Raw genomic sequence first — 16,831 nt, forward strand, 5'->3', positions numbered from 1 at the left:
GGGGCCCGGGATACCTAGTACCGACCGGTCCGAATGGCGTCGATCAAAGGGGCGGCGAGGCCGCTGGTCAGCGCTGCACGAGCGCGTTGCGGGTCTCGTTGAGGCGGCGCAGGACGGTGCCGTCGTACAGGTCGGAACCGACCCGCACGCTCACCCCACCGAGCACCTCCGGGTCGACCGTCTGCTTGACGGAAACCTCTCGACCGTACATCGCGGAAAGGCGGGCACCGAGCCGGCGCTCGTCGGACTCACTCAACGGGGCGGCCACGGTCACGTACGCGACCTGGCGGTCCCGCCGGTCGGCGGCCAGCTCGACCAGCCGGGTGAGCGCCCCGGTGAAGGAGCGTCCCCCGAACCCGCCGAGCGCCACCTCGACGAGGCGGACGGTGACCGGACGGGCCTTGCCGGCGAGCAGTTCGCGGGCCAGCGCGGCCCGCTGCCCGGCCGGGGCGACCGGGTCGGCCAGCGCCGCGGAGAGCGCGGACTGACCGGAGACCACCTGACCGAAGCGGAACAGCTCGTCCTCGACCTCACCGAGGTCACCGGCGGAGTCGGCGCTGGCCAGCAGCGCCTCCACCCCGAGCCGCTCGGTGCCGTCGAGCAGCTCCGACGGCGTCGACCAACGGCCGGAGACCAGGCCGGACAGCAGGCCGAGCGCGTCCGCGCCGATCTTGCCGGCCAGGATGCCGTCGAGCAGCGCACCCCGGTCCTCGCCGCTGCGGGCCGGGTCGGACAGCGCCCGGCGCAGCCGCGGCTCGCCCCACAACAGGGCGGCGACGGAGAGGATGTCGTCGGCGGTGGTCGCCACCGCCGACGGCTCCGCCCCGCGGACGTACGCGTCGAGGCGCTCGGCCGCGGCGGCGTACGACTCCCGGCTGGCGGCCTGCATCAGCGGGCCCCCGTGCTCTCGAGGTTGCTCAGGAACCGGTCGACGGTGCCCTTGCGGCGGGCCTCGTCGGCCAGCGACTCACCGACGATCTTGCTGGCCAGGTCGACCGCGATGGTGCCCACCTCGGTACGCAGCTCGCGCACGATGGTGGCCCGCTCCGCGGCGAGCTGCTCCTTGCCGGCCGCGATGATCCGGTCGGACTCCTCCCGCGCCTTGCCGAGGATGTCCTGCCGGATGCCCTCCGCGTCGGCCCGGGCGTCGTCCCGGATCTTGGCGGCGTCGGTACGCGCCTCGGCGAGCTGCGCGCGGTACTGCTCGAGGAGCTGGTTGGCCTCGGCCTGGGCGGCCTCGGCACGCTTGATGCCGCCCTCGATCGCGTCGACCCGGGCCTGGAACGTCTGTTCCATGCGCGGGAAGACGAACTTCATCAGTACGAAGCAGAGCACGGCGAAGGCGACGCTGCCGACCACGATCTCCTGCCAGATCGGAAGGATCGGGTTGTGCGTCGACTCACCACCCTCAGCGGCGAGGAAGTACATGGATGACCTCCTGGTCTGCGGGACTGGGTCAGCCGGCCCAGATGAAGCCGAAGGCGATGCCCAGCAGCGCGAGCGCCTCGATGACGGCGAAGCCGATCCAGACGTACGGCAGGGTCATCCGGGACGACTCCGGCTGGCGGGCGGTCGACTGGATGTAGGCGGCGAAGACCAGGCCGACGCCGATGCCCGGGCCGATGGCGGCGAGGCCGTAGCCGATGGCGGCGGTGCTGCCGGTGACCTCGGCGAGAACGCTAGCGTCCATGGGTGTGGTTCCTCCTGGGTATCTCGCGTGACTCTCACGCGGGACGACAACGGGTTGATGCGGTGGACCAGTGCTCGCTCGCGAGCCCCCGCCCGTGGACCGGCGTTCGCTGGCGAACCCCCGCCCGGTGGATCAGTGCTCGTCGGCGAGCGCGCCCTGCACGTAGCTTGCGGTGAGGACGGTGAAGACGTAGGCCTGCAGGCAGATGACCAGGAACTCGAGGAAGGTGAGCGCGATGGTCATCACCCAGGACAGCACCGAGACCGGCGCCAGCCAGGCGTTGGCGCTGAGCATCGCGAAGCCGCCGAGGGTGAAGACGAGCAGCAGCATGTGCCCGGCGAACATGTTGGCGAACAGACGCACGGCCAGCGAGAACGGCCGGACGATGAAGGTCGAGAAGAGCTCGATCGGGATCAGCAGCGGCAGGATGAACCAGGGCGCCGGCGGAACCAGAGAGTTCTTGAAGTACTTCACGAAGCCGTGCTGCCGGATGCCGACGTAGTTGAACAGCACGTAGCTGATCACCGCGAGGATCGCCGGGAAGGCGATGTGCGAGTTCGGCGAGATCTGGAACAGCGGCACGATCGCGAAGAAGTTGGTCAGCAGCACGAAGCAGAACAGCGTGGTGAAGTACGGCGCGAACCGCACCCCCCGGTGCCCGAGCATGTCGACCGCGATGTTGTTCCGCACGAAGCCGTAGATCGACTCGGCGAGCCACTGCTTCTTGGTCGGGACCAGCTGCGGCTTCCGGTAGGTCGCCAGGAAGAAAATGATCAGGATGCCGGCGGCGACCCACACCATCGCCGTGATCTTGGTGAACCAGTACGAGTCGTGTGCACCCCAGGGCAGGATGCTGGGCAGGTAGAAGTCCTCCACGCTGGGTGGGAATGCCGCCTGGCCCGCTGCCAGGACGTTCGCCTGTCCGAACACCGCGTCCCTTCCTATGTAGGCGTGCCGAGCCGGCGGACGACCAGGATGATCCCCCCGGCCATGCCGAGCACGACACCGATCCCGGTGGCGATGCCGCCGGAGTCGAGCCACTGGTCGACCAGCCAGCCGATGAAACCCCAGACGAGCATGCCCCCGATGAGGTACGAGAGCGCGGTCCAGCCCTGACCGGCGCCGGTCGGAACGTCGCCCGGACCGCCGGTTGGTTGGGGGGTTCGGTCATCAGCCATGACGGGGCGAACGATATCAGCCGGAGAGACGAGGCTGTGCCTCACCCCCCGCACAACCGTCGTTGTGTGGGCGTCGGGCGGGCTCCTTCGTCTGGGGGCACGGTACTCCCCTTCGGCCAGTGAGAGAATGACCGCACGCCCACAGTCGCGCGGATGTCCACCAATTGGGACGGTCAGCTCCCGGGTCGACGGGAAAACACCCTGGTCAGCCACCAGATGTGCACTCCGGTCCAGACCACCACCCCGGCCACGATGCCGACACAGAGCGGCACCAGCCCGTCCCACCCGGCCGACGCCACCGCCACCATCACCACGCCCAGGACGGTGAACTTCACGGCGTACAGGCCCAGCCCGAGCGGAAGCACCAGCTGCGGGTTGATCGCGTCGGCCCGGGCCAGCACCACGGTGCTCAGGGTGTAGCTGAGCACCGTCACCGCCACCCCGGCCACCGCGCCGGCCGCCGCCGTACCACCGCCGGTCACCGCGCCGACCAGCGCCGCCACCGCGCCCAGCACCGCCGAGGCGACCAGCAGCACCGGCAGGTGGCGCAGCCGCCAGCCCCGGTCGTCGGCCGCCCCGGCCGCGCGCACCCCGGACTCAGCCACGCCGGCACGCCCGGCAGCCGCCGGCCCGGTCGACGGGCGCCGGACCGGCGCCGGGCCGCGCCGGGCCCGGCCCCCACGAGGTGTGCTTCGCGTTCTCCACAGCGAAGAAGTCTACGGAGCCGCACACTGGTGACCGTGAGATGCCTCGTCACCGGCGCCACCGGTTACATCGGTGGACGACTCGCGCCCCGCCTGCTCGCCGAGGGGCACCAGGTGCGCTGCCTGGCCCGCAAGGCCGGGCGGCTCCGCGACGTGCCCTGGGCCGCCGAGGCCGAGGTGGTCGAGGGCGACCTGCGCCGACCGGAGACGCTGCCGGCCGCCTTCGCGGGCGTCGACGTCGCGTACTACCTGGTGCACTCGCTCGGCCGGGCCGACTTCGAGGCGGCCGACCGGGAGGCCGCCACCCACTTCGCCGCGGCCGCCGCCGCGGCCGGCGTACGCCGGATCGTCTACCTGGGTGGCCCGGAGCCGACGGCGGACGGCGGGGTGCCCTCGCCGCACCTGCGGTCCCGGGCCGAGGTGGCCCGGATCCTGCTGTCCGGCGAGGTGCCGACGGTGGTGCTACGGGCCGCCGTGATCATCGGGTCCGGGTCGGCCTCGTTCGAGATGCTGCGCTACCTCACCGAACGCCTGCCGGCCATGGTCACCCCCCGCTGGGTGCGCAACCGGATCCAGCCGATCGCCGTCCGGGACGTGCTGCGCTACCTGGTCGGCTGTGCCACCCTGCCGCCCGAGGTGGACCGGGCCCTCGACATCGGCGGCCCCGACGTGCTGACCTTCCGGGAGATGATGCAGCGCTACGCCCGGGTCGCCGGGCTGCGTCGCCGGATCATCGTGCCGGTGCGCCCGCTGACCCCGGCGCTCTCCTCGCACTGGGTGGGGTTGATCACCCCGGTGCCGAACGCCATCGCCCGCCCCCTGGTGGAGAGCCTGATCCACGAGGCGGTGACCCACGAGCACGACATCGCCCGCTGGCTGCCCGACCCGCCGGGCGGGCTGACCGGCTTCGACGACGCCGTCGCCCTGGCCCTGAGCCGGGTACGCGACGCCCAGGTGGAGACCCGCTGGTCGAACGCGAGCGGCCCGGACGCGCCGGCCGAGCCGCTGCCGACGGACCCGGAGTGGTCCGGCGGGACGGTCTACACCGACCTGCGCGAGCAGGAGGTCGACGCGCCACCGGCCGCGCTCTGGCGGACCATCGAGGGCGTCGGTGGTGAGCACGGCTGGTACTCGTTCCCGCTCGCCTGGTCGGTGCGCGGTTGGCTGGACCGGCTGGTCGGCGGGGTGGGGCTGCGCCGGGGCCGCCGCGACCCGCACCGGCTCCAGGTGGGCGAGGCGCTGGACTTCTGGCGGGTCGAGGAGATCGTCCCCGGCACGCTGCTCCGGCTGCGCGCCGAGATGCGCCTGCCCGGCCGGGCCTGGCTGGAGCTGCGTGCCGAACCCCTCGGCGACGGCCGCAGCCGCTACGTCCAACGCGCCGTCTTCCTCCCGCGCGGCCTCCCCGGCCACCTCTACTGGCTCTCGGTGGCCCCCTTCCACGCCGTCATCTTCGGCGGCATGGCCCGCAACATCGCCCGCCACACCCCCACCCCCTAATCCCCCACCCCACCCCACCCCCACCCCCACCCCCGCCCTGCCCCCACCCCCGGCTCCCGTCGATCATGGAGTTGTGGTGGAAGGATCAGACCGCTTTGACCCGTTATGCGGGGCACCACAACTCCATGATCGACGGGGCGGGGCGGGGGGCAGGGCAGGACGGGGCGGGGGCGGGGCGAGGGTGGGGCGAGGGTGGGGTGGGTCAGTTGCCGTTGCGGGGGGTGGGGGCGAGGCGGTAGGTGATCGACTCGCCCGGGGGGACGAAGTCCCGGACCGGGGTGTCGGACAGGGCGTCGGCCAGGATCCGGCCCACCGCGTCGACCATCCGGGACTGGACGGCGGCACCGACGGCGTCGCGTGGATCATCCGGGTTGGCGGCGATCTGGGCCACCGCGAGCTGCGGGGTGAAGGCCACCACCGATTCGGTCTCGTTCCGCTCCGAGCTGCCGGTCTTGCCGGCCACGGGGCGACCCAGCCCCGGCCGGAGCTTCTCCGCCGTGCCCCCGTCGCAGCGGCGGTACATCGACTGGTCGCCGACCGGGCAGCGGGCCGCGTCGGCGGCGGCCCGGGCCACCTCGGTGTCGATCACCTGCCGGCAGTCGGGCCGGGCGGCGGCCACCTCCCGTCCGGCGCTGTCGGTGATCGACACCACCGGCAGCGGCGCGCACCACGTCCCCTCGGCGGCCACCGTGGCGTACGCATTGGCCAGGTCGAGCGGGGTGGTGGAGGAGACCCCGAGGGTGAACGCCCCCCAGTCCCGGGCGCTGTGCCGGGCCAGCGCGGCGTCGTCGGGGGCGCGGAACCGGATGCCCAGCCGCTCGGCCATCTCCACCACCCGGTCCGCGCCGACCTTCTCGGTGAGCCAGGCGAAGTAGGTGTTCACCGAGCGGCCGAAGGCGGTCCACATGGTCCGGTAGCCGTCCATCCACTCCGGGGTGGCGTTGGCCGGGCACCACCGCCCGCCGCAGCCGGACCGGGGGTCGTCGGTCGGGAACCGGGTCACGATCCGGCTGGGCGCGGCGAAGCCGGTCTCCAGCGGCAGCCCGGACTCCAGGGCCGCCAGCAGGGCGAACAGCTTGAACGTCGAGCCGGCCTGATAACCCTCGATGCCGTTGCCACCGGCGATCAGCTGGTTGACCGTGTTCGGATGGTTGCGCTGCCCGACCGGGTTGGGGGCCACGCTGTAGTAGCGGTTCACCGCCAGGGCGAGCACCCGTCCGGTGCCCGGCTGGACCACCGCCACCGGCGCGGCCCGGGGATCGTCGACGTCGTAGATGTCGGCCACCTGGCGCACGGCCGCCCGCTGCACGGCCGGGTCGAGCGAGGAGACGATCCGGAATCCACCCCGGCGCAGGTTGTCCTGCCGTTCGGCGGCGGTGGCGCCGAAGGCGGGCTGGTCGCTCCACCACTGGGTGAACCAGTCGCAGAAGAAGCCCCAGTCGTTGCGCTGCTCGGGCACGGCGGTGCAGTCGTTCGGTGTCCGGCTGGGCCGTAGCGCCAGCGGGGCGTCCCGGGCCGCCGCCGCGTCGGCCGGCGGCACCTGGCCCAGCGCCACCATCCGGTCCAGCACGTACGACCGGCGGGTCAGCGCCGCGTCGGCGTCGCCGTTGATCGGGTCGTCGGTGTCCGGGGACCGGACCAGCCCGGCCAGCAGCGACGCCTGGGCCAGGGTCAGCCTGGCCGGGGTGGTGGAGAAGTAGCGTTTGGTCGCCGCCGCGATGCCGTACGCCCCAGCGCCGAAGTAGGCGATGTTGAGGTAGCGGGTGAGGATCTCGTCCTTGCTCAGCTCGCGCTCCAGCGCCAGGGCGTACCGCATCTCCTGGAGCTTGCGGGCCGTGCTGATCTCGGTGGCCTTCTTCCGCTGTTCCTTGGTCAGTCGGGGATCGTTGCTGAGCACGTTGCGGACGTACTGCATGCTCAGCGTGGAGGCGCCCTGCCGGGCCCGGCCGTCGCGCTGGTTGGCGGTGAACGCCCGCACCACGCCCCGCGGGTCGACCCCCCGGTGCTGGTAGAAGCGGGCGTCCTCGGCAGCGACGATGGCCTGCCGCATCACCGGGGCCACCTTGGTCAGCGGGACGTCCACCCGGTCCTCGGTGTAGAACGAGGTGATCAGGGTGACGCCGTCGGCGGCGTACAGGGTGGAGCGTTGGGCGGTGGGCGGGGCGCGCAGGGTGTTGGGCAGTTCGGCGTAGGAGGACGCGAGCCCGCCGAAGCCGATGCCGAACACCAGGGCGAGCGGCAGGACCGCCGCTGCCAACACCAGTCCGGCGAGCACGCCGGCGAGCAACACGGTGAACACCTTGTCGAGGTGGGCCCGGATCATCAGTACTCCCCGCCGGAGTCGTCAGGACCCGTTCAGCATGACCCGCAAAAACACCCGAACTCTCATCTTTCCGTAAAAACGGATTAAGCGCGCGGGGCGGACACGGCGCGCGGAGCGGGACACGCCGCCCCGGTCACCCGGACGAGACCGCACCGCCACCAGGGCCGCCGACCGGGGTGGAAACGGCGGCGGATCAGGGCAGTAGGGCCGAGGTGAGCGGGTGCACCGTCTCCTCGATCTCGTCGGCCACCCGGCTGAAGCACTGGTCGCCCCGGCCCCACGGATCGTCCAGGTCGTCGGAGTGCACCGCGGCCGCACCCTGCCGCGCCGCGTCGGCCGCCGCCACCAGGGCGACCCCCCGGGCGTACACCGCCTCCGGAACGGCCCGGGCCGGCGGCAGGGCGGCGGTGTCCAGCACACCGAGCAGCCGGCCGAACTCCCTCAGCACGAAGGTGCGTGAGGCCGCGTCCGGGCGCAGCGCCACCACGTACTCCTGCTGGTCGGCGGTGGCGGTGAGGACGAGGTCGGCGGCGTCGATCAGGTCGGAGCGCAGCTTGCGGGCGGCGAAGCCCTCGACGTCACCACCCCGGCCCAGTACCTGCCTTGCCGCGGGCGGGTTCATCTCCTCCCCCGCGTGCCAGCCGCCCGTCCCGGCGCTGTGGCTGTGCAGCAGCGCGTCCGAGCCGGCCGGATCGACACCGAGCCGGCCCAGCCGCTCCCGGACGGCCAGCACCAGCAGCCGCTCGGCCATCGGGGACCGGCAGATGTTGCCCATGCAGACGTGCAGGACGGTGAACGGCGGCACTCAGGCGCTCCGCTCGTCGAGGACGTCCGGCGCGACCTCCCGGAGCTGGTCCAGGTCGATCGCGCCGGCCCGGAGCAGCCGGGGCGTCTCACCGGTCAGGTCGACGATGGTGCTCGGCACCGGGTCGGGGCACGCGCCCGCCTCCAGATAGACGCGCACCGAGTAACTGAGCTGGTCGCGGGCCTCCTCGGCGGTCACCGCGGCCGGCTGGCCCACCTTGTTGGCGGCGGCCACCGCCATCGGGCCGGTCTCCCGCAGCACCTCCAGCGCCACCGGGTGCAGCGGCATCCGCACCGCGACCGTGCCGCTGGCGTCGCCCAGGTCCCAGGCGAGGCTCGGCGAGTGCTCCACCACGATGGTCAACGCCCCCGGCCAGAACGCCTCCACCAGGTCCCGGGCTGCCTTGGGCAGCGAGAAGACCAAGCCGTCGAGGGTGTGCCGGGAGCCGATCAGCACCGGCGGCGCCTGCTGGCTGCCGCCCCGGGCATCGGAGAGCGCCCGCACCGCGTACGGGGTGAACGCGTCCGCGCCGATCCCGTAGACCGTGTCGGTGGGCAGAACGACCAGCTCGCCGTTCTTGACCGCCTCGATCGCCGCGGCCACCCCGCGGTCCCGGTCGGCGGGCGACCGACAGTCGTAGAGCATCACGAGGAGCCAGTCTGCCACGCCGGCCCGCGGACGGCGTGCGGGCCGTCCGACCCGCGGGACGCGGTGGCGAACCGGGGTCGGCCGGCCAGGTCCCGGTGCGCCCGCACCGCCGTGTACCGGCCGTCCGCGGCGAGCAACGCCGGCACCGCCGCGCCGTGCGTGTCGTCGTGCTCGACACCCAGGTCACCGCCGGGGCGCAGCAGGTCGGCCGCCCGGCGCAGCACCGGCCGGACCACCGCCAGCCCGTCCGCCCCGCCGAACACCGCCTCGTCCGGGTCGAACCCGGCCACCTCCGGCGGGACCACCACCGCACGCGGCACGTACGGCGGGTTGCACAGCAGCACGTCCACCGCGCCGACCAGGTCGGCGAGCAGCCCCGGGTCGGTGACGTCGGCGGCCACCACCTCGACCGGCCGGTCCCCGGCGGCGGCCCGACCGGCCGCGTTGCACCGCAGCCAGGCCAGCGCGGCGGGGAACCGCTCCACCGCCACCACCCGGGCCGTCGGGACCTCCTGGGCCACCGCCAGCGCGACCGCCCCGGAACCACTGCACAGGTCGACCACCACCGGAGCCGGTCGGGCCGACGCCCGCTCGATCCCCCAGCCGGCCAGCAGCTCCGTCTCCGGGCGGGGCACGAAGACCCCCGGCCCGACCGCCAGCTCCAGGTGCCGGAAGCCGGCCCGCCCGGTCAGGTGCTGCAACGGCTCCCGGTCGGCCCGCCGGGCCACCAGCGCGTCGTACCGGTCCCGCTGGGCCGGGGTGAAGCCGTCGGCGAGGGCCAGCCGCCCCCGGGGCACCTCCAGCACGTACGCGGCGAGCTGCTCCGCCTCGGAACGGGCCGAGGCCACCCCGGCGGCGGCGAGGGTACGGGCGGCACGGGCCACCACCGGCGAGGGCCGCTCGCGTTCTGTCCCTTCGGACGGGTGGCGCGGAAGTGAGGTCACGACATAATCATGAGGCGTCGCCGGCCGTACACGTGCGGGTAGGTCACCGCGCCGTCCCGGTGGTGACACGGATCGTCCGATCGCGCGCCGACAGGAGGTTCGCCAGGTGGGGTGGCTCGACCGGGTCGACGACCAGGTTGACGCCCTGACGCACGCCCGCCACCTCCAGGAGGCCAGCCGCTCGGCCGAGGCGATCGTGGTGCTCGACCGGGTGCTGCGCACCTCCACCGACCCGTACACCAGGGCCGACGCCCTGGTACAGCGGCTCTGCGCGCTGATCAACCTCGGCCGGACCGCCGAGTTCACCCGGGCCATCGAGGACGCCTCCGGCGCCGTCCGGGACCTCCCCGAGCCCTACCTGCACGGGCACCTCAATGCGTTGGCGGCGCTGGCCGCGCACCACCAGGGCGCGCTGGACCGGTGCGTCACCCACCTGGTCCGGGCGGCCCGCGCGCTCGGCGCGGCGGAGGACCGCGACCGGGACACCGCCTGGGGCTGGCACGACCTGGCGATGGCGTACTCCTACCTCAGCTTCCACGGCTATGCGCTGGGCGCTATCGAACGGGCCCGCCAGCACGGCGCCGCCGCCGGCATCCCGGAGGAGACCTTCGCCGCACCGGGCATCCGGCTGCGCAACGCCGTCGCGCTGGACCACAACGGCGACAGCGATGGCTGCCTGCGGGTGCTCCGCGACATCGCGGCCGACCTGTCCCGGTTCACCGCCGACGGCCGGGCCGACCGGCTGCGCCCGAGCAGTCTCGCCGCGTACGGCTACGCGGCCGTCCGCCGGGCCGCGCTCGGTGACCCGGCCCCGGTCGGCCCGGAACCGGCCCGGCTGCTCGGCTACGGCGGTGACAGCGCCCGTGCCCGGGACATGCGCCAGCTCGGCCACGTGTGCCTGGCGGTCGCCGACGAACGCCCGATCGAGGCGATCACCCGGCTGGACTCGGCCCGGGTGTCGGCCGAGACGCTCGGTGCGGCGGAGGCGTCCCGGCTGCGCAGCATCGCCCTCTCCCGGGCCGGTGACCACGCCGCCGCGCACCGCGCCGACCGGCGGGCGTTCCGGCTGGCCGCACAGCGTAACGACCGGCTGCGGGACGTCTACATCGACGGCATCGCGGCCCGGATCGACCACGAGGAGATGCGCCGGGAGGCGGCCCGCTACGAGGGCGAGGCGCTGACCGACCCGCTGACCGGCCTGGCCAACCGGCGTCAGTTGGAGCGGCACGTCGCCTCGGTGGTGTCCCGGGGCGAGCGGGTGGTGATCGGCGTCTGCGACCTGGACGGCTTCAAGGCGGTCAACACCACCCACGGCCACCACTCCGGCGACCTGGTGCTGCAACGCATCGCCGGGGTGATCAACCGGGTGATGCGCCGCGGCGACGTCGTGGCCCGCTACGGCGGCGACGAGTTCGTGGTGGTGCTCTCCGGGGCCGGCATGACCGAGGCCGCCGAGGTGGCCCGCCGGATCGACGCGGCCGTGCGTACCGAGGACTGGGAGTCGCTGGTGCCCGGCACCCCGGTCGGGGTGAGCATCGGTTTCGCCGAGGTCCACGGCGGCGGTGGCGGCACCGCGGTGCGCGACGCCCTCGGCGCCGCGTTCGAGATCGCCGACCGGGAGATGCTGCGGGCCAAGACCCGCCCCCGCGTCTGCTGACCCGCCCCCGGCCCCGGGTCAGTGGCGGGTCAGTTCGGTGTCGCCGGCGAGCCGGGCGGCGCGATCGGCCTCGGTGAGGGCGTCCAGGACGCCGTCCAGCTCCCCGGCGAGGGCCAGGTCGAGGTTGTACGCCGTGTAGCCGATCCGGTGGTCGGTGATCCGGTTCTGCGGGAAGTTGTAGGTGCGGATCCGCTCCGAGCGGTCCACGGTGCGGACCTGCGCCTTGCGGGCGTCCGAGGCGGCGGCGTCGGCCTGCTCCTGGGCCACCGCCAGCAGCCTGGCCCGCAGGATCCGCATCGCCTGCTCCCGGTTCTGCAACTGGGACTTCTCGTTCTGGCAGGAGACCACCACGCCGGTCGGCAGGTGGGTGATCCGGACGGCCGAGTCGGTGGTGTTCACCGACTGCCCACCCGGCCCGGACGACCGGAACACGTCGATCCGCAGGTCGTTCGGGTCGATGGTGACGTCGACCTCCTCGGCCTCGGGCAGCACCAGCACCCCGGCCGCGCTGGTGTGGATGCGCCCCTGCGACTCGGTGACCGGGACTCGCTGCACCCGGTGCACGCCGCCCTCCCACTTGAGCCGGGACCAGACCCCGTTGCCGGCGTCCGGGACTCCCCTGGTCTTGATCGCCAACGAGACGTCCTTGACCCCGCCGAGGTCGGAGTCCTGCGCGTCGATCACCTCGGTCAGCCAGCCGTGCCGCTCGGCGTACCGGGTGTACATCCGCAGCAGGTCCCCGGCGAAGAGCGCCGACTCCTCCCCGCCCTCACCGGCCTTGATCTCGATGATCACGTCCTTGGCGTCGTGCGGATCCCGGGGGATCAGCAGCTCGGCCAGCCGTTCCTCGAGCACCGGCAGGGTCGCCGCGATCGACTCCGCCTCCTCGGCGAAGGCCGGTTCCTCGGCGGCCAGCTCCCGGGCCGCGACCAGATCCGCCCGGGCCTGCTCCAGTTCGCCTGCGGCCTTGTGCAGTGGGACCAGCTCGGCATAGCGGCGGCCGACCCGTCGCGCGGTGTTCTGGTCGGCGTGGATGGCCGGGTCGGCCAGCCGCTTCTCCAGCTCGGCGTACTCGTCGAGGAGGGCGGCCAGGCGCTCGCTGCTCATACGGGATGCTCCTTCGACGGGGACGGGACGGCAGGGCAGGACGGCAGGGCACAGGACGGCGAAAGTAGGCGGAACGGACGAACGCCCGCGTCCGGCACGGGGCCGGACACGGGCGTCGTCGGTGAAGCTACTTGGCCTTCTTCGCCTGAACCTTGGCGTACTTCTGCTGGAACTTGGCGACCCGGCCGGCGGTGTCGAGGACGCGCTGCTTACCGGTGTAGAACGGGTGGCAGGCGCTGCAGGTCTCGACGCTGATCGCGCCACCCTTGGCGGTGCTGCGGGTGGTGAAGGAGCTGCCGCACGAGCACTTGACCTCGGTGGTCACGTACTCGGGGTGGATGTTGGGCTTCATGTCGCCTCGGTCCTTTCGTCAGGTGGTCGCCGGGTCGCCGCTGATCCCCCGCCGCCTGGTGCGCGACGGACTCGGGCGTGAACCGGAACCGGTGGCCGATTGACCAGTGTGCCATGGGCGTGAGCCGACCCGACGGGCGGGCCACACGATCGGTCCGGCAGTGGTAACGCCCGCTCACCGGGTCGCATTCCCGCCGCTCCCGACCCACATTCCTCACCCGGCGCGGAGACCGGCGCGAGCGGCCGGGCGCGGCGGACAGGGCGCGGCCACCGGGCGGAGGGCCGGGCGGTGGGCCGGGCGCGGCGACCGGGCGGGAACGGGCGGGCTCCTCCCCCAGGTTCAGGAGCCCGCCCGACGGGGCAGCCGGGCGGCGGACGCCTCCCCAGGTCTTACCGCCGCCCTCGGTGATCGCGCCCCGGCCGGATGACCGCGAACCCGTGTGTCCCAGTCAACCCGGCCGCGCACAGGATTTTCAAGAGCAGGAATCCCAATGAAAGAAAGTTCTACGGTGGAATTTCCCCGTAACAGCAGTTCCGGGTACGACGAAGGGCACGGCCGCAGCGGCCGTGCCCTTCGTGGCGGTCTCACCCAGGTGGGGTCACTCCCCCGGCGTCGACTTGGCGATCTGCATCAGGAACTCGATGTTGGTACGGGACTGCTTGAGCCGGTCGATCAGCAGATCCAGCGCGGCCTGCGAATCCAGCGAGTGCAGCACCTTGCGGAGCTTGTGGATGATCGCCAGCTCCTCCGGCGCGAACAGGACCTCCTCCTTGCGCGTGCCGGAGGGGTTGATGTCGATCGCCGGGAAGACCCGCTTGTCGGCGATCTTCCGGTCCAGCTTCAGCTCGGCGTTGCCGGTGCCCTTGAACTCCTCGAAGATGACCGTGTCCGCCATGGACCCGGTCTCCACCAGCGCGGTGGCGAGGATGGTCAGCGAGCCGCCGTTCTCGATGTTGCGGGCCGCGCCCAGGAACCGCTTCGGCGGGTAGAGCGCCGTGGAGTCGATACCACCGGACATGATCCGGCCGGAGGCCGGCGCCGCCAGGTTGTACGACCGACCGAGCCGGGTCACCGAGTCGAGCAGGACGACCACGTCGTGGCCCAGCTCGACGAGGCGCTTGGCCCGCTCGATCGCCAACTCGGCGATCGTGGTGTGGTCCTGCGGCGGACGGTCGAACGTGGCCGCGATGACCTCGCCCTTCACCGACCGCTGCATGTCGGTGACCTCTTCCGGCCGCTCGTCCACCAGCACCACCATCAGGTGGCACTCCGGGTTGTTCCGGGTGATGGCGTTCGCGATGGCCTGGAGCACCATCGTCTTGCCCGCCTTGGGCGGCGACACGATCAACGCGCGCTGCCCCTTGCCGATGGGCATCACCAGGTCGATCACCCGGGTGGTGAGGATGTGCGGCTCGGTCTCCAGCCGCAGCCGCTCCTGCGGGTAGAGCGGCGTGAGCTTGTAGAACTCCGGCCGGCGACGGGCCTCCTCCGGCTCCATGCCGTTGATGGTGTCCAGCCGGACCAGCGGGTTGTACTTGTCCCGCCGCTGGTCGCCACTGCCGCCGCCGTCCCGGGCGGCCCGGACGGCACCGGTGATCGCGTCACCCCGGCGCAGGCCGTGCTTCTTGATCTGGGACATCGAGACGTAGACGTCGTTCGGGCCGGCCAGGTAGCCGGTGGTCCGGACGAAGGCGTAGTTGTCGAGCACGTCGATGATGCCGGCGACCGGCACCAGCACGTCGTCCTCGCCGACCTGCGGCTCGCGGCCACCACCGTTGTCGTTGCCGCCCTCGACCCGGTCACCCCGGCCACGCCGACGGTCCCGGAACCGGCTGCGCCGGCCGCGCCGGCCGCCACCCTCGCCGTCGTCGTCCGAGTCGTCCCGGTTGTCGCGGTTGTCGCGCTGACCCCGGTCGTTGACCCGGTCACCCCGGTCGTTACGGTCGGACCGCTCGGACCGGTCGTTACGGTCGGACCGCTCGTTGCCGGCCCGCTCGGCCCGGTCAGCGCCGGACCGCTCGTTGCCGGCCCGCTCGGCCCGGTCGCCACCGGACCGCTCGTTGCCGGCGCGACCGGCCCGGTCGCCGTCCGTCCGCTCGGCCCGCTCGCCGCCGGCCCGCTCGCCGCGCTCGGCCCGCTCGCCACGGTCCCGACCGCCGCGTCCCTCGGCCCGCTCGGGGCGCTCACCGGTCTCGATCGGCGGCTCCTCGGTACGGGCCTCGACGGGCCGCGCCTCGGCGACCGGTCGCGCCTCGGCGGTGCTGGCCCGGCTGCGCCGGGTCCTGGTCCGGCCCTCGGTCTCGCCGGTGGCGGCAGGGGTCGCCGCCGGCTCGGTCACCCGCTCCGGGGCGACCTCGGCGCGCACCTCCTCCCGGACGGGGGCAGCCGCGGCGGCCACCTCGGCCCGCGGTCGAGGGGTGCCGGTCGCGGCGCCGCCCTGCTGCCGCTCGGAGATCGCGCTGATCAACTCGCCCTTACGCATGCGAGCCGTCCCGGAGATGCCGAGCGACGCGGCCAGGCTTTGCAGCTCCGGCAGCAGCATCGCCGACAGGCCGGTGCCGCTGCGCCGACGGCGGGCGGGGGCGGCGGTGGTGGCATCGCCAGCGACGTTGGAAACATCCGACGTCACGTCGGTGGTGTCGCTCAATGGATTCCTTCCCTCGATAGGCCGGGACTGCCCGGGATCGACAAGCAAGGTGGCCGGGCGGCCTCGGTGCACCCGCCTCGCATGACGCGTCGCGGGAGTCTGTGGCACAGCAGCCGGGCGGTTTCCCAACTCACCAACGTCGGTGAGCAGGTCTCGCCGTCTGCGGCGACCTGCGGAAACTGCGGTGCGGCGTGGGCCTTTGGCAGGGGTGACGGGCTGACCGCCGAGAGCTTCGGGGTGCGCCGACCCGCAGAGAGATCGCGTGCTTCGCGGCTGTGCTGAGTCTAGAGCGTAATCAACTCTTCCGACCTGCGGCAACAGGGCCCCGCTCGGCGTGTCCAAGTCTACCCCGTGCGACCGTCGCTCCGCGCACCTCTACCGGCAACCGCCAGACTTCCCATTCTGTTCCCGGGGTGAACCCCTCGGGCGGCGCGTCGAACGCCAGCACCGTCGGCCCCGCCCCACTGACCACGGCGGCCACACCCGCCGCACGCAGCTCACCGACCAGGGCCGCGGTCGCCGGCATTCCCGCCGCGCGGTAATCCTGGTGCAGCCGGTCGACGGTGGCCGGCAGCAGCAACGCCGGCTCGGTGGTCAACGCGTGCACCAGCAACGCCGACCGGCCCGCGTTCGACGCCGCGTCCGGATGCGGCACCGTCGACGGCAGCGCCGCCCGCGCGGTGGCCGTCAGCCCCCGCCCGGCCGGCACGAAGACCGTGGGCCGTACCCCGGCCGCGACCGGCAGCGAGACCGCCCGACCGCCGGCCGGCTCGGTCCAGGCGATGGTGAACCCGCCCAGCAGGCAGGGGGCGACGTTGTCCGGGTGCCCCTCGATCCCGGCCGCCAGCCGGAGCACCGCGTCGTCGTCGAGCCGCCGTTCGCCGTCGGTGACCAACGCGCGGGCCAGCAGCACCCCGGCCACGATCGCCGCCGAGGAGGAGCCCAGGCCGCGGGCCTGCGGGATGCGGTTGACGCACTCCAGCGCCAGCCCCGGCGGCTGCCCACCGAGCTGCTCGAAGGCGGCCCGCATGGCGACCACCACCAGGTGTCGGTCGTCCGGCGGCAACTCACCGGCGCCCTCGCCGGCCACCGTCACCCGGACGCCGGCCGGGACCACCTCGGCGGCCACGTCGTCGTGCAGGGCGAGGGCCAGCCCGAGGGCGTCGAACCCGGGGCCCAGGTTGGCACTGGTCGCGGGCACCCGCACCCGCACCGGCCCGGAGGCGAAAGTCGTCGGCACCGACCCATGCTAGGGCCAGGGGCCGACGTCGCGTCCGCT

The 16,831-nt window shown here is 73.3% G+C and carries 16 protein-coding genes; 2 read left to right on the forward strand and 14 right to left on the reverse strand.

Annotated features, from left to right (window positions below; translation table 11 throughout):
- Positions 1-67 precede the first annotated feature (67 nt).
- From O7625_RS01505 to O7625_RS01530, 6 genes are all read right to left on the reverse strand, one after another.
- Complete coding sequence (locus O7625_RS01505; RefSeq protein WP_282343740.1) at positions 68-889, reverse strand: F0F1 ATP synthase subunit delta; 822 nt, start codon at positions 887-889, stop codon at positions 68-70.
- Entirely contained in the window at positions 889-1,428 is a 540-nt protein-coding gene (locus O7625_RS01510) for a F0F1 ATP synthase subunit B (RefSeq protein WP_067312851.1), read from the reverse strand. The genes O7625_RS01505 and O7625_RS01510 overlap by 1 nt, the downstream gene beginning before the upstream one ends.
- A gap of 28 nt (positions 1,429-1,456) precedes the next feature.
- The gene (locus O7625_RS01515) at positions 1,457-1,690 is read right to left on the reverse strand and encodes an ATP synthase subunit C (protein ID WP_067312849.1); all 234 of its coding nucleotides are present in this window, start codon (positions 1,688-1,690) and stop codon (positions 1,457-1,459) included.
- A gap of 132 nt (positions 1,691-1,822) precedes the next feature.
- Positions 1,823-2,620 carry a F0F1 ATP synthase subunit A gene (atpB, locus tag O7625_RS01520; RefSeq protein WP_282343742.1) on the reverse strand — a complete coding sequence of 266 codons (798 nt, stop codon included), beginning with the start codon at positions 2,618-2,620 and terminating at the stop codon, positions 1,823-1,825.
- Positions 2,621-2,631: 11 nt separating this feature from the next.
- Complete coding sequence (locus O7625_RS01525; RefSeq protein ID WP_067312844.1) at positions 2,632-2,868, reverse strand: AtpZ/AtpI family protein; 237 nt, start codon at positions 2,866-2,868, stop codon at positions 2,632-2,634.
- A 173-nt stretch (positions 2,869-3,041) separates the two neighbouring features.
- Positions 3,042-3,473, reverse strand: coding sequence for a hypothetical protein (locus O7625_RS01530; RefSeq protein ID WP_282343744.1), 432 nt, complete (start codon positions 3,471-3,473; stop codon positions 3,042-3,044).
- Between the two features lie 135 nt (positions 3,474-3,608).
- On the opposite strand from O7625_RS01530, the gene O7625_RS01535 reads away from it, so the two are divergent.
- A complete protein-coding gene (locus O7625_RS01535; RefSeq protein ID WP_282346773.1) occupies positions 3,609-5,069 on the forward strand; it encodes an SDR family oxidoreductase in 1,461 nt (486 codons plus the stop codon).
- A gap of 202 nt (positions 5,070-5,271) precedes the next feature.
- Here the strand turns inward: O7625_RS01535 and O7625_RS01540 are convergent, their stop codons facing one another.
- The 4 genes from O7625_RS01540 to prmC form a co-directional block, all read right to left on the reverse strand.
- Positions 5,272-7,392: a transglycosylase domain-containing protein gene (locus tag O7625_RS01540; RefSeq protein ID WP_282343745.1), complete on the reverse strand. Its 2,121-nt coding sequence runs from the start codon at positions 7,390-7,392 to the stop codon at positions 5,272-5,274.
- A gap of 193 nt (positions 7,393-7,585) precedes the next feature.
- Entirely contained in the window at positions 7,586-8,197 is a 612-nt protein-coding gene (locus O7625_RS01545) for a phosphotyrosine protein phosphatase (RefSeq protein ID WP_067314516.1), read from the reverse strand.
- Entirely contained in the window at positions 8,198-8,842 is a 645-nt protein-coding gene (locus tag O7625_RS01550) for an L-threonylcarbamoyladenylate synthase (protein ID WP_067314514.1), read from the reverse strand.
- Positions 8,842-9,789, reverse strand: a complete 948-nt coding sequence (prmC, locus tag O7625_RS01555) for a peptide chain release factor N(5)-glutamine methyltransferase (RefSeq protein WP_282343748.1) — start codon at positions 9,787-9,789, stop codon at positions 8,842-8,844. The genes O7625_RS01550 and prmC overlap by 1 nt, the downstream gene beginning before the upstream one ends.
- Positions 9,790-9,895: 106 nt before the next feature.
- Between prmC and O7625_RS01560 the strand changes: the two genes are divergently transcribed.
- A complete protein-coding gene (locus tag O7625_RS01560) occupies positions 9,896-11,446 on the forward strand; it encodes a GGDEF domain-containing protein (RefSeq protein WP_282343750.1) in 1,551 nt (516 codons plus the stop codon).
- Between the two features lie 18 nt (positions 11,447-11,464).
- Here the strand turns inward: O7625_RS01560 and prfA are convergent, their stop codons facing one another.
- From prfA to thrB, 4 genes are all read right to left on the reverse strand, one after another.
- The gene (gene prfA / locus O7625_RS01565) at positions 11,465-12,553 is read right to left on the reverse strand and encodes a peptide chain release factor 1 (RefSeq protein WP_067314508.1); all 1,089 of its coding nucleotides are present in this window, start codon (positions 12,551-12,553) and stop codon (positions 11,465-11,467) included.
- A 127-nt stretch (positions 12,554-12,680) separates the two neighbouring features.
- Positions 12,681-12,905, reverse strand: coding sequence for a 50S ribosomal protein L31 (gene rpmE / locus O7625_RS01570; protein ID WP_067314506.1), 225 nt, complete (start codon positions 12,903-12,905; stop codon positions 12,681-12,683).
- Between the two features lie 598 nt (positions 12,906-13,503).
- Positions 13,504-15,552, reverse strand: coding sequence for a transcription termination factor Rho (rho, locus tag O7625_RS01575; RefSeq protein ID WP_282343753.1), 2,049 nt, complete (start codon positions 15,550-15,552; stop codon positions 13,504-13,506).
- Positions 15,553-15,847: 295 nt separating this feature from the next.
- Positions 15,848-16,792: a homoserine kinase gene (gene thrB, locus O7625_RS01580; RefSeq protein WP_067313523.1), complete on the reverse strand. Its 945-nt coding sequence runs from the start codon at positions 16,790-16,792 to the stop codon at positions 15,848-15,850.
- Between the last annotated feature and the right edge of the window lie 39 nt (positions 16,793-16,831).

The sequence above is a fragment of the Micromonospora sp. WMMD714 genome (assembly GCF_029581315.1).
GTDB classification, from domain to species: domain Bacteria; phylum Actinomycetota; class Actinomycetes; order Mycobacteriales; family Micromonosporaceae; genus Micromonospora; species Micromonospora rifamycinica.

What these genes read in the sequence shown, in the direction of transcription:
- O7625_RS01505 (WP_282343740.1), bottom strand. Translation starts at nt 889, where the DNA reads ATGCAGGCCGCCAGCCGGGAGTCGTACGCCGCCGCGGCCGAGCGCCTC.
- O7625_RS01510 (WP_067312851.1), bottom strand. Translation starts at nt 1,428, where the DNA reads ATGTACTTCCTCGCCGCTGAGGGTGGTGAGTCGACGCACAACCCGATC.
- O7625_RS01515 (WP_067312849.1), bottom strand. Translation starts at nt 1,690, where the DNA reads ATGGACGCTAGCGTTCTCGCCGAGGTCACCGGCAGCACCGCCGCCATC.
- O7625_RS01525 (WP_067312844.1), bottom strand. Translation starts at nt 2,868, where the DNA reads ATGGCTGATGACCGAACCCCCCAACCAACCGGCGGTCCGGGCGACGTT.
- O7625_RS01540 (WP_282343745.1), bottom strand. Translation starts at nt 7,392, where the DNA reads ATGATCCGGGCCCACCTCGACAAGGTGTTCACCGTGTTGCTCGCCGGC.
- O7625_RS01550 (WP_067314514.1), bottom strand. Translation starts at nt 8,842, where the DNA reads ATGCTCTACGACTGTCGGTCGCCCGCCGACCGGGACCGCGGGGTGGCC.
- prfA (WP_067314508.1), bottom strand. Translation starts at nt 12,553, where the DNA reads ATGAGCAGCGAGCGCCTGGCCGCCCTCCTCGACGAGTACGCCGAGCTG.
- rpmE (WP_067314506.1), bottom strand. Translation starts at nt 12,905, where the DNA reads ATGAAGCCCAACATCCACCCCGAGTACGTGACCACCGAGGTCAAGTGC.